Here is an 11863-nt window from a genome sequence, read left to right on the forward strand (position 1 = left end):
AGCCCGCGCCCGCGCCGGCCCAGGCGGACGCCGCTCCGTCCGCGCCCAGTCCGTCCGCGCCGCCCGCCGGCGGCGGGGCATCCAATCCCCAGCACGCCAAGGAGAGCCTGATCAGCGTCAACCTGAGCAAGCTGGACCAGCTGGCCGCCGTGGTGGGCGAGATTGTCATTACCGAGTCCATGGTGACTTCCTCCCCCGATCTGCGCGGGCTCAATCTGGACTCCTTTTCCAAGTCCGCCCGGCAGCTGCGCAAGCTCACCGACGAGCTTCAGGATGTGTCCATGTCCCTGCGCATGGTCCCTGTCTCCGCCACATTCCAGAAGATGAACCGCATCGTCCGGGATATGACCAAGAAGCTCAACAAGCGGGCCAAGCTCACTCTGATCGGTGAAACCACCGAGGTGGACAAAACCATCGTGGACAGCATCGGCGATCCCATCATGCACATGATCCGCAACGCTATGGACCACGGCATTGAGGAAAACGAGGCCGACCGCATCGCCGCCGGCAAGGACCCGGTGGGTGAAATCATCCTCTCCGCCCGGGACACCGGCAGTGAGGTCATCATTGAGATTCAGGATGACGGCCAGGGTGTAAACGATGAAAACGTACTGAAAAAGGCCATCAAAAACGGCTTGGCCTCCCCCGATGCGGAGTACTCCCACCGGGATATTCTCAACTTCCTCATGATGCCCGGATTTTCCACCAATACTCAGGTCACAGAGTTCTCCGGCCGGGGCGTGGGCATGGATGTGGTACGCAAGGGTGTGGAGGAGCTGGGCGGCAGCGTCAGCATCACCAGCGAGCTGGGCAAGGGCATGACCACCACCATGCGCATTCCCCTGACCATGGCCATTATGGACGGCATGGAGGTCTCCGTGGGCAACTCCATCTTCACCATCCCCATCAACAACATCCGCTCCAGCTTCAAGGTGAACGCCAAAGAGGTCATCCACGACTCCAGCCAGGGGGAGATCGTCAAGGTGCAGGACAGCTTCTATCCCATTATCCGCGCCCGGGACCTCTACCGTCTCAATACTGGGTTTACCGCAATCGAAGAGGGCATCCTGCTCTGGCTGGAGGCCGGCGACTACTCCTACTGCCTGTTTGTAGACGAGCTGCTGGGAGAGCAGCAGGTGGTGGTCAAGCAGCTTCCCAGCTATGTCAACAGCTACAACATCAAAAACTATGGCATCAACGGCTGTACGCTCCTGGGCGACGGCAGCATCAGCATCATTTTGGATGTGGCCAACCTCTATACGGCCGCGCGGGGCATGTAAGCCTGCAAAGGAGGAGTGGAACAGATGAACGAAGAGATCCTGTTTGCGAAGGAAGATGAACTGGACGCGCTCAGCGCCGCCCCGGCGGAAGAGATTGTCGATTCCAAAAAATATCTTATCTTCCTCACTGACGATCTGAAAATGGGGGTAGACGCCGAGTGTGTGGTAGAGATTATCAACAACCTTACCATCACCTATCTGCCCATGCTGCCTGAATATATCCGCGGCATTATCAATCTCCGGGGACAGATGGTCCCCATTCTGGATATCCGCCTGCGCCTGGGCAAGGAGTCCACTGACGATTCCTTGGTTATTGTACTCAACCTGGAGGAGACTTATCTGGGCATCCTGGTAGACGCGGTGGATCAGATGATTGATATTCCCAAGTCCAACATTCTCCCCATGCCCTCCCACAGCGTTCAGCTGCTGGTTTCCGGCATGTGCTCCCTTCCCGACGGCTCCGGCACCATGATGGTGCTGGACTGCGAGCAGTTGATGCCCCATGATTAATCAGGAGAAGCCAGGGGACGGCGCTTTCTCCCCTATGACCATTTCAGAGGCCGATTTCAAACGGCTGGCCACCTTTATCCAGTCCAATTACGGAATCGACCTCTCCCAAAAGCGCCAGCTGATCACCGGGCGGCTGTCCACCTCCATCAAGCAGCGGGGATACAAGAGCTTTTCTGACTTTGTCAACCACCTGCTCAAGACCAAGGATGAGACGGAAGTCACCCTTCTGCTGGATAAGCTCACCACCAACTATACCTTTTTTATGCGGGAAAAGGACCATCTGGACTATTTCCGCAACAGTATCATCCCTGAGATCGTACGCCGCCACCAGCGGGACAAAATTCTGTCCATCTGGAGCGCCGGCTGCTCTACCGGGGAGGAGCCCTACAATATCTCCATGTACCTCTTCGACTACCTAGGCTCCCAGGCCAATCAGTGGGACACGCGGCTGCTGGCCACCGACATCTCCAACCGTGCCCTTACCGCCGCCCGGCGGGGCATCTACGAGCTGCCGGACACCATTCCCCCCGAGTGGCGGAAGAAATACTTCGTGCCGGGGCCAAACGGGAGCTTTTCCGTCTCCCCCGCCATCAAGAACAACGTCATTTTCCAGCCCTTCAACCTTATGGACCCTATCCGCTTCCGCCGGAAATTTGACGTGATTTTCTGCCGGAATGTGATGATTTATTTCGATCAGCCCACCAAAGACGCACTGGTACAGCGTTTCTATGACGCGACGGTTCCCGGCGGCTATCTGCTGATCAGCTACTCGGAAAACCTGAGCCAGAACACCCCCTACCGGCGCCTGGCCCCGGCTACCTTCCAGAAATAGGAAAGGAGGCGGTCCTCGCCGCTATGGTATCCGCTCGTAAAATCCGCGTCATGGTGGTAGACGATTCAATGGTCGCCCGCAATCTTATTATCAAGGGCCTGTCCGCCAGCCCCAAGATTGAGATTGTTGGGTTTGCCATCAATGCCTTGGACGCGAAGAACAAACTGCCCCAGCTGAAGCCCGATGTAATGACCATGGACGTGGAGATGCCGGGCCTGAGCGGCATTGAGTTTCTCAAACAGTATCTCCCATCCCATCCCCTGCCGGTCATCTTGGTTTCTTCCCTGAATCTGAAGGTATTTGACGCCCTGGCCGCCGGCGCGGTGGACTTTGTCCGCAAGCCTGACGGCCAGGACAGCGTGGATTCGTTTATCACCGCCCTTACCCAGAAAATTGTCATTGCCTCCATCTCCAAGGTGCGCACCCTCCCCGTGTCCCCCGCCGTCTCCGCGCCCTTCTCTCCCGCCGCTCCTCTGGGGGGCGGGCTGGCCATGAGCCGGGTGCTGGTGGGCCTGGGCGCCTCCACCGGCGGCACTGAGGCCACGCTGGAGGTCATGAAGCGCCTGCCTGCGGATATCCCCGGCATGGTTATCGTCCAGCATATGCCCCCAGGTTTCACCAAGATGTACGCTGACCGGCTCAACCGCCTGTGCGCCATGGAGGTACGTGAGGCTAGGAACGGAGACGAGATCCGCCCCGGTTTGGCCCTGGTGGCCCCGGCGGATCTCCAGGCCCGGGTGACCCGCATTGGAAACAAATACACCATCGCCTGCACCCCCGGAGAGAAAGTCAGCGGCCACCGCCCGTCGGTGGACGCCCTGTTCCACTCCATGGCGGAGGTCGTGCAGTGCAAAATGGTGGGCATCATCATGACGGGCATGGGACAGGACGGCGCTGCCGGTTTGCTGGCCATGCGCCGGAAGGGCGCCTACACCATCGGTCAGGATAAGGATTCCTCGGTGGTCTATGGTATGCCGGGGGTGGCGCAAAAAATCGGCGCCGTGGCCATTCAGGCCTCCTGCGACAACATCGCCAACGTGCTAATCCGCCATTTGAAGACAATTACATGACCCTTTGTACAAAAGCCCGGATCCTCCGTTATGGATTCGGGCTTTTTTGTATACACTCTTCGTTAATCGCTAATCTTAGCAAAGAAACTTTTCCTTATTTCTTATCTTCCCGCCGTTTTTGCCGATATAAAAAGTGAGGTTTCTATGACTTCAACTTAGAATTCCACTTGGACTTCCCCTCCATTTGGATGAAAAAGGATGTGAAATAAAGTGCTGACTTCTTCTGGTTACGGTGCAATTTCCCCCATCGCGCCCAAGAAGGTCTACCGCGCCGGCAAAGAGCGCGGCGCCCTTGCACAGACTGCCTCGAGCCATAGTAAATACGACTGCGTTACGCTCTCTTCCGTACCCACGGGAGAAAGCCGCTTTCACATGGATATGGTAAGCCGGCTGTCTCAAGAGGTGCGTACCGCCACCACCACCGGCGACATCCAGGCCCTCCGTCAGGCGGTGGCCTCCGGCGCGTATAAGCCTGACCCCATGGCCATCGCCGCGCGCATTCTCTTTTTGGGAGAGGAGGGCTGATATGGACCAACAACTCTATCTGACCTACCTGGAGCTGCTCAACGACGTGCGGGGCAGTCTGGACCGGCTCACCGAGCTGGCCCGGGAAAAGGTCGGCGTAGCCCGCAATGACAATCTGCTGGCTTTGGATGAGGTGCTCAAGCAGGAGCAGGCCATGTCTTTGGCCCTGCGGGGCCATGAGCAGAAGCGGCTCAAGCTGGCCGCCGGCCTCCAGCTGGAGCAGGTTCCCCTGGCCGATTTGGCCGCCCACTGTCCCCCGGATCTCCAGGCCCAGGCCACCCAGGCCGCCTTGGCGCTGAAGGAGAGCTACGCCGTCTATCGAAAAGAGGCGGACGCCGCCCGGCAGACTTTGGAGAGCCATTTGAAGGAGCTGGATAAGGTGATTGAACAGATGGGCGGCGCACCCGTGGCCACCGGATCCGGCTACGCACCGCCTCAGGCGGAGCCGCCCCAGAATATGAAAACCGATTTTCGCGCCTGACCGCCACCCGGGTCAGGGGGATACTGAGTAATAAGGAGTACGGCTTATGAGCAATATGGGAACTTTCGGCGCCTTTACGCAGTCCCGGCTGGGCATCTACGCCGCTATGAAGGGACTGACCGTAACAGGCAATAACATTTCAAACATCAACACCCCGGGATACACCCGGCAGGTGGTGGATCAGGTCAGCCTGCGCACCGGCGGCGCGGACCGCTACCAGTCCAAGTACGGCGTGAAGGTGGGCAACGGCGCCCTGGTCACCGGCCTGTCCCAGATCCGGGACCCCTATCTGGACATCCGCTACCGCACCGAAATGGCCGATGTGGGCTATCAGGACTCCACGCTGGGGGTGCTGGACAGCCTGGCCCATATTCTGGACGAGGTGGGCGACGGCGAAAAGGACAACGGCATCATTCAAAACCAGCTCAACGACCTGTCCGACGCCCTGCGGGACCTGGGCCTCCACGCCGGCGAGGAGGAGTACGAGCGCCTGGTCCGGGTGTCCGCCAACAATCTGTGTACGCTGCTCAACGGCTACGCCGACAAGCTGGAGACCCTGAAAACCAACACGGAAAACGCCCTGCGGCAGGACATCAACGACATCAATAACAAGCTCACCAGCATCCGGGACCTGAACGCCGCCATCCGCAAGAGCGAGATCCACGGAGACGACGCCCTGGAGATGCGGGACGAGCGCAACCGCCTCATCGACGAGCTGTCCCAGTATATGAAAATCGACGTCATCTACAGCTATGAGGACATCGGCGCCGGTCAGAAGGTGGAAAAGCTCACCATTAAGCTGGGGGACGCTAACCCAGACCCCAAGTCTGACACGGACCAGACTGTCCTGGTGGACGGCGTCTACTGCGCCCAGATTACCACGCCGAAGCAGGCAATGGAGGACGATGGTGTAACCCCCAAAACGGATGCCAACGGCAATCCCATTTATTTAGATAAAAACGGCAATGAAGTTACCGACCCCAAGGACGCCTTGCAGGAGTTTAACGAGAACTACGACATCACGGTCTCCCGGCTGGAGGACTCCAAGGGCCGGGTACTCTACAACACGGATGATAATGGCAAGAAGATCCCCTCCAAGGCGGTAAAGCTGGATGACAACGACCTCCACGGCTCCATTCAGGCCGTTCGGGAGATGCTCACCGAAAAGGGTGAGTTCGCCAGCGAGAACGACCTGAAGACTGACAAGAAGGCCACCATCAAGCGGGGCATTCCCTTCTACCAGAACTCCCTGGATCTGCTGGCCCGGCAGATCGCCAAGCAGTTTAATGACCTCAACGAGCAGTACAAGGTCAATGAGGACGGGTTCTATATTGATAAAGACACTAACGCTCCTATTGAACTTAACGGCAACCCAATCAAGGCGGATCACACCTTAACAAAGGATGAGCTCGCTCTTTTGAAACAGAAGGGTGTTATTGTCAGCCTGTTCAGCAACCGGGGCGACAGCGACGACATGAGCGGCATTACCGCCGGCAATATCTCCGTCTCCCAGAGCTGGTCCAACGGTTCCGCCCACGTTCTGCTCCGGGAAGAGCAGACCATTGCAGGCATGGAAGCGATTGCAGATGGAAAGTTCCCAAAGCCGGATGATCCCAAGCCGGACGATATCGAGCAGAGCACCCTGCCGGACAATGTCAACCACATGATCTCTCTGGTGGACAAGGAGCTGAAATACGATCCCCAGGATCTTTACAAAGACGCGGATGGCAACCTCCTCCCGGGTCTGGGTACCGATGATATACCCATCAGCACCCATCTCTTCAGCGGCTCCTTCCAGGAGATGCTCAACGATATGTGTACCACCCTGGGCGACGCTCAGCGGGCCACAGGCACCTTGCTGACCACCTCTTATAACGCCTCTGTGGAGCTGAACACCAGCCGGGACTCGGTCTCCGGCGTGGACCTCAACGACGAGGCCATGAATATGATGCAGTACCAGAAAGCCTACACCGCCGCCTGCCGCATGATGACCGCCATTGACGAAGCCATAGAGCGGCTCATCAGCAACACCGGCATCGCCGGCAGATAAGGAGGGCACAGCATGAGTATGATTCGATCCACCACCGGCGGCGTACTGCGCAGCTACCGTAGCAATCTGATGCACTCGTTTATCACGCTGAATAAGAGCCGGGACACGATGCTCACCCAGCGCAACTTCAACTCCTACGCCGAGGACCCGGCGGCGGCCTCCCGGGCGTTCCAGATGCGCCGCTCCCTCTCCCGGGTGGAATCCCAGTACTCCGTCAACAACGCCGTCTGGGCCAAGTACGACACCGGCTTCAGCGCCATCACCGGCGTACAGAACCTGGTCAAGAGCCGCAACGAGGGCGACAACGCCGTGGCCTGGGACGCCGTGCTGCGCACCCTCAACGACCCCAGCGGCGACAGCCGCACCGCCTTGGGCAAGGTTTTGAACCAGATCGCCGACACCGTGGTGCAGAATATGAACACCAAGTACGGCGAGACCTTCATCTTCGCCGGGGCGGACGGACTCAACGTCCCCTTCTCCTTTGACGCCAGCGGTAAACTGCTCTATCGGGGCGTCCCTGTGGACGCCGCTGTGCCGGATGTCCTGAAGGACGCAGCTAGTGGCATTATCAAAGTGAATGCGCAGGGTGAAGTCGATCCGGCCGGAACCGATTACCTTAAAACCGCCGGCACCTCTGTCATCACCGTTGCTGACTACAACCAAGCCGGCCCCGACGCTCCCAATGTACTGAAAAACGCAGATCAAACGCTTTACCAAGTAGACAAAGATGGGAAGCCCGATCCTGCCGGCGGCTATTATCTTGTTGTTGATAATCCTCCCGAGACCATCTCCCAGGCAGACTATGAGCAGGCCGGGAAAGACGTAGAAAAATTAAAGTATATGACCGAGAAAGAGGCCACCTTTGTGGACATCGGCCTGGGCATGAAGGAGAACGGCAATCAGCTCATTGAGTCCAGCGCCTTTAACTCCGCCCTCCAGGGCGTCACCTTCCTGGGCTACGGCGTGGACGATGAGGGCGACCCCAAGAATATTGTCTCCCTGCTGAAGAAGATGGGCGAGCTCTGCTCCACCTACAAGGACGAACCCTGGACCACTGAGAACCAACACTACCAGGAGGTCAACCGTCTGGCAGGCAAGCTGGAAGACGCCATGAAAAGGCTGGACGCGGAGTACACCGACCTGTCCGCCGCCACTGTGAAGGTGAAGAACAACGGCGAACTTCTGGAAGAGAGCGCCTATAACCTCCAGGAGCAGATCGCCGCGGAAGAGGACGTGAACATGGCCGAGGCTATCTCCTCCTTTGTCTGGGCTCAGTACTGCTACAATGCCGCCTTGAAGGTGGGCAACAGCATTCTGTCCCAGAGCCTGATGGACTACCTCAGCTAATTCGGTCTGACCCTGAACTTTATATAGAGAGGAGCGAAACGTGAGCGATGTATCCCTTGATTGAAATCAAAACCATTCCCATTGAAATTGAGATGAAAGTCACCCACTCCAAGCTGGAGCACACCCATGGCACCGCAGACCTGGAAATCTCCCGCGGAGAGGGCGGCCTGAGTATCCGCAGCCGGCCCATCCGGCTCCAGCTGGACACCTTTGAGGCCCGCAACTCCATCACCCCCACCGCCGTCCGCTCCGTGGAGCAGTACGCGCAGCAGGGACAGCAGGCCGCCTATTCCGCCACCGCCACCTATGCCCAGCAGGGACAGCTGCTGCTCAACGCCAAAGTGGGCCAGGAGCTGATCACCCAGTTCGCCGCCGACGCCCAGCCCAAGCCCGCAGACGTAGGGCTCCAGTTCCTGCCCACCACCGGGCCGGAGATCGACTGGATCCCCGGCGAGCTGAACATCCGCTATGAGATGGATAAGCTGAACTTCGACTGGCGGATCAATCAGGCACAGTTCGAGTTTACCCCCGGTGACATTGAGATCTCTGTCAAGCAGCAGCCCGACGTGATCATCAAATACGTAGGCGGCCCGCTCTATGTCCCCCCCTCTGCGGACCCGGACTACCAACCGGTGGATGTGCAGGCCTGACAGGAGGCATTATTTTGAAACTCCAGACCAAGTATTTTGGGGAAATCGACTGTGAGGCGGAGGAATTCCTCACCTTTCCCGTGGGCCTCTTCGGCTTTGAGGAGGAGCACAAATTTCTCCTCCTCCCCTTTGAGGGCAGCGGCGGGACGCTGCTCTGCCTCCAGAGCGCCGAAACCCCCTCTCTGGCCTTTGTGGTGATGGACCCTTTCTCCCTGTGCCCTGGCTATGCCCCCGCCCTCCAGCCCCAGGAGCTCAAGACCCTGGGCGTAAAGGAGGACGGAGACCTGGCTTTCTATGTGTTGTGTGTGGTGAAGACCCCGGTCTCCGACAGTACCGTCAATCTGAAATGCCCCGTGGCGGTCAATCCCGAAACCCGGGTATCCCGGCAGGTTATTTTAGACACCGACGCCTACCATATGCGCCACCTTCTGGCCGAGTTCGGCCGCGAGGAGGACGCGCCATGCTGATTTTACAGCGCCGGGCCGGTGAGTCGCTGGTCATCGGCGGCAACATCACCGTTTCTGTGGTCTCCATTGACGGCGTACGGGTGCGGCTGGCTATCTCCGCGCCGGAGGACGTATCTATTCTGCGCAGTGAGCTCATCACCGCCGCCACCGCCAACCGGGACTCCGCCATGGAGGAGGCCGCCCCCACCGAGCTGCTGGGCCTGCTGGGGAATGTATTAGAACATGGTCAGGAGGGGACTTCTCCCCTCTCGACGCATAAATCAAACCAGGAAAAGGAGGAAACATCATGATGGAGTCAATCGCCAGTATGGCGATGAGTATGAGCGCCGCCCAGTTCGCCACCAACTACTCTATGTCCGTCACCAAGAAGATGATGGACACCCAGGAGCTGGCCGGTCAGGAGCTGCTGCGTATGCTCCCCGCCACGCCCGCCCCCGCCAAGGGCCAGTATATCGACACTTACGCCTAAGAAACTTATGAAAAGGGCCAGATCCATTTGGATCTGGCCCTTTTTGTGTATGGAAGGGAATTTTTGGGTATTCTATAGTGAAACTACCTTTTGTGGAGGTCTCTATGGAATTTTCCCAATTCTGCGCCGCGCCCCCCGGGGCCTATGACAACTTAAAGCGGTACGTGGACGGCTGTGCCTGCCAAGGACGCAGCTACGAGTTCTCCCAGTGCCGGCTTCCCGCCGGGTGCGCCCCCCGCCAAGCCGCCCTTGGCTTCTGGCAGACTGTCCAGGGGGGCTACCTCCTCTACTTCAAGCCTGCGGTGTCCTATCAGGGGGATAACCCCCAGCTGGCCCGCTTCTTCCAACAGGGCTCCCTCCAGCGCTTTGAGAGCTTCCCCGCCCTGGTGGCCTGCCTGCGGGGCCTGGAGGGGGCCCAGCCTGTTCCGGCGCCCCCGGAGCAAAGACAAGAGGCCCGCGGGCCGGAGCTCTTTCACCGGCTCAGCGCGGACCTGCAAGCCCAGGTTCTCGGCCAGCGGACGGCAGTGGAGGCCGCCGCCTTCAAGCTCTGGGGGCATCTGGCCAAGCGGACCCCCGCCCGTCCCCTGTCTCTTATCTTCTATGGCCCCACCTGCGTGGGCAAGTCAGAGCTGGCCAAGGCAATCACACCGGCCCTCAACCGCCTGCCGGGGGAGAGACGCTACCAGCAGGTATGGACGGAGCTGAATTCCTTTACCCAGGCCCACTCGGTCTACCGTCTCACCGGCGCGCCCCCGGGTTATGTGGGATACGAGGATCAGCCGGTCTTTGCCGCCGTCCGGGACAACCCTTGCACCGTCTTCCTCTTCGACGAGCTGGACAAGGCCCACCCGGAGGTCTTGAAGGTCTTTATGTCCGTCCTGGACGAGGGGCGCTGTGCCGCCCACCGGGCCAGTGAACAGGGGGAGCGGGAGCTGGATTTCCGGCGGTGTATCTTCCTCTTCACCACCAACTATGATCTCTCCGCCCCTAATGTCCCCCGCCTGGGCTTCGCACCCCCTGAGCCGCCGCCGGCGGCCCGTGAGACCCCGATCCTCTCCCCGGGGCATGGGATTGCCCGGCGGCTGCTCGCCCGGGATGAGGCCGCCCGGCAGGCCCTCCTGCGCTTCGGCGTACTGCGGGAGATTGCCGGGCGGTTCAGCGGGCTCATTGGCTTTCAGTCCCTGGCCCCTGGGGATCGGGCTGCTGTCACCGAAAAGCAGATCATCGCCCTGGGCCAGGAATTCGGCCTGACCATCCGTCAGGTGGACCCCGCCATCGCCCAGGCCCTCACGCCGGAGGACGTCCTCTCCCTGCGCTCCACCGCCGCCATTCTGGAGGGCGCCCTTACCCCCCTCTTTCTCGCCCACGCCGGCCGGGAAACAGCTTTCTGCCTCACCGGTACGGCGGAGCACCTGGAGCTCCTCCCCGCCGCCGGTTAGGACCCAGCTTACAGGTCCAGCTCGGTCACGTTCTTCTCACCCTCATTCACCTGGTAGACATGCAGCCCGTCGCTGGTCATCAGGTAGATGCCCTGGAGGTCGTTGGTCTCCTCCGGATTGTCCTTGCTGTACACGTTCAAACGCAGGCAGGGGGCGCCGTCCACCATCACCGCTCCGTCCTGGATGTACACCTCATAGGCCTCCATGGAGCTGCCAGCCAGTCCCAGCACCGCCGGCGGCAGGCTGGAGAAGTAGTCCAGGGCCTCAATGGCGTCCATCCCCTCGGGCTGGGCGGTGATGGTCCCCTCCGCGGTCCCTGGGAGAATCGTACAGGTCCCCTCCGCCCAGCTCAGCTGGAGGGTGAGGAGGGTTCCCTCCTCCGTCCCGCTCTTCGCCAAGGTCACAGCGCCCTCCGCCGCGGTAAAGTCCGGCAGGTCTGACTGCATGAAGTCCTCATTGACCACACGGAAGCCATTCTCCTCCCCGGTCATCTGGGTGACATAGCCGGAGACCGTCCCACCCGCGTCGGAAAGGCCCTCATAGGTATAGGGATGGCTCTCCTCCTTCTGCTCCGCCAGCTTGACCTCCTCATCCTCCACCGTCAGGGCGGCAATGCTCTCCTCTCCGATGAGGTACGCCTCCGGCAGCTTTTCTTTCTCCTTGTCCTTCTTCTTTCCGCACCCGGCCAGCAGGCAGACCAGGGCCATGGACAGGGCGGCAACTCTCATTTTCCCACTCATGCG

At 59.7% G+C, this 11863-nt stretch carries 14 protein-coding genes; 13 read left to right on the forward strand and 1 reads right to left on the reverse strand.

The window, feature by feature from the left end:
- The 13 genes from D1159_RS13160 to D1159_RS13220 form a co-directional block, all read left to right on the forward strand.
- Positions 1-1280: chemotaxis protein CheA (locus tag D1159_RS13160; RefSeq protein WP_161846124.1), on the forward strand; the 1280-nt coding region annotated here is incomplete at its 5' end.
- Between the two features lie 24 nt (positions 1281-1304).
- A complete protein-coding gene (locus D1159_RS13165) occupies positions 1305-1790 on the forward strand; it encodes a chemotaxis protein CheW (RefSeq protein ID WP_202621083.1) in 486 nt (161 codons plus the stop codon).
- Positions 1783-2622 carry a protein-glutamate O-methyltransferase CheR gene (locus D1159_RS13170; RefSeq protein WP_243152288.1) on the forward strand — a complete coding sequence of 280 codons (840 nt, stop codon included), beginning with the start codon at positions 1783-1785 and terminating at the stop codon, positions 2620-2622. Before D1159_RS13165 ends, D1159_RS13170 begins: the two co-directional genes overlap by 8 nt.
- A gap of 23 nt (positions 2623-2645) precedes the next feature.
- Positions 2646-3692 carry a chemotaxis response regulator protein-glutamate methylesterase gene (locus D1159_RS13175; RefSeq protein ID WP_161846126.1) on the forward strand — a complete coding sequence of 349 codons (1047 nt, stop codon included), beginning with the start codon at positions 2646-2648 and terminating at the stop codon, positions 3690-3692.
- A gap of 210 nt (positions 3693-3902) precedes the next feature.
- A complete protein-coding gene (locus tag D1159_RS13180) occupies positions 3903-4217 on the forward strand; it encodes a flagellar biosynthesis anti-sigma factor FlgM (protein WP_161846127.1) in 315 nt (104 codons plus the stop codon).
- A 1-nt stretch (position 4218) separates the two neighbouring features.
- Positions 4219-4698: a flagellar export chaperone FlgN gene (flgN, locus tag D1159_RS13185; protein WP_161846128.1), complete on the forward strand. Its 480-nt coding sequence runs from the start codon at positions 4219-4221 to the stop codon at positions 4696-4698.
- Between the two features lie 46 nt (positions 4699-4744).
- On the forward strand, positions 4745-6748 hold the full coding sequence (locus D1159_RS13190; RefSeq protein ID WP_161846129.1) for a flagellar basal body rod C-terminal domain-containing protein: 2004 nt from the start codon (positions 4745-4747) through the stop codon (positions 6746-6748).
- A 12-nt stretch (positions 6749-6760) separates the two neighbouring features.
- On the forward strand, positions 6761-8095 hold the full coding sequence (locus tag D1159_RS13195) for a hypothetical protein (protein WP_161846130.1): 1335 nt from the start codon (positions 6761-6763) through the stop codon (positions 8093-8095).
- A gap of 47 nt (positions 8096-8142) precedes the next feature.
- Positions 8143-8745, forward strand: a complete 603-nt coding sequence (locus D1159_RS13200) for a DUF6470 family protein (RefSeq protein WP_161846131.1) — start codon at positions 8143-8145, stop codon at positions 8743-8745.
- Positions 8746-8759: 14 nt separating this feature from the next.
- Complete coding sequence (locus D1159_RS13205; protein WP_161846132.1) at positions 8760-9212, forward strand: flagellar assembly protein FliW; 453 nt, start codon at positions 8760-8762, stop codon at positions 9210-9212.
- Positions 9206-9502 carry a carbon storage regulator gene (locus D1159_RS13210; RefSeq protein ID WP_161846133.1) on the forward strand — a complete coding sequence of 99 codons (297 nt, stop codon included), beginning with the start codon at positions 9206-9208 and terminating at the stop codon, positions 9500-9502. Before D1159_RS13205 ends, D1159_RS13210 begins: the two co-directional genes overlap by 7 nt.
- Positions 9499-9681: a YjfB family protein gene (locus D1159_RS13215; RefSeq protein WP_161846134.1), complete on the forward strand. Its 183-nt coding sequence runs from the start codon at positions 9499-9501 to the stop codon at positions 9679-9681. The genes D1159_RS13210 and D1159_RS13215 overlap by 4 nt, the downstream gene beginning before the upstream one ends.
- A 104-nt stretch (positions 9682-9785) precedes the next feature.
- The gene (locus D1159_RS13220) at positions 9786-11120 is read left to right on the forward strand and encodes an AAA family ATPase (RefSeq protein ID WP_161846135.1); all 1335 of its coding nucleotides are present in this window, start codon (positions 9786-9788) and stop codon (positions 11118-11120) included.
- Positions 11121-11128: 8 nt separating this feature from the next.
- Here D1159_RS13220 and D1159_RS13225 read toward each other — a convergent pair whose 3' ends face one another.
- On the reverse strand, positions 11129-11860 hold the full coding sequence (locus D1159_RS13225; protein ID WP_161846136.1) for a hypothetical protein: 732 nt from the start codon (positions 11858-11860) through the stop codon (positions 11129-11131).
- Positions 11861-11863: the final 3 nt, after the last annotated feature.

Origin of the sequence: Pseudoflavonifractor sp. 524-17 (assembly GCF_009935845.1) — a bacterium.
Classification (GTDB): Bacteria; Bacillota; Clostridia; order Oscillospirales; family Oscillospiraceae; genus Pseudoflavonifractor_A.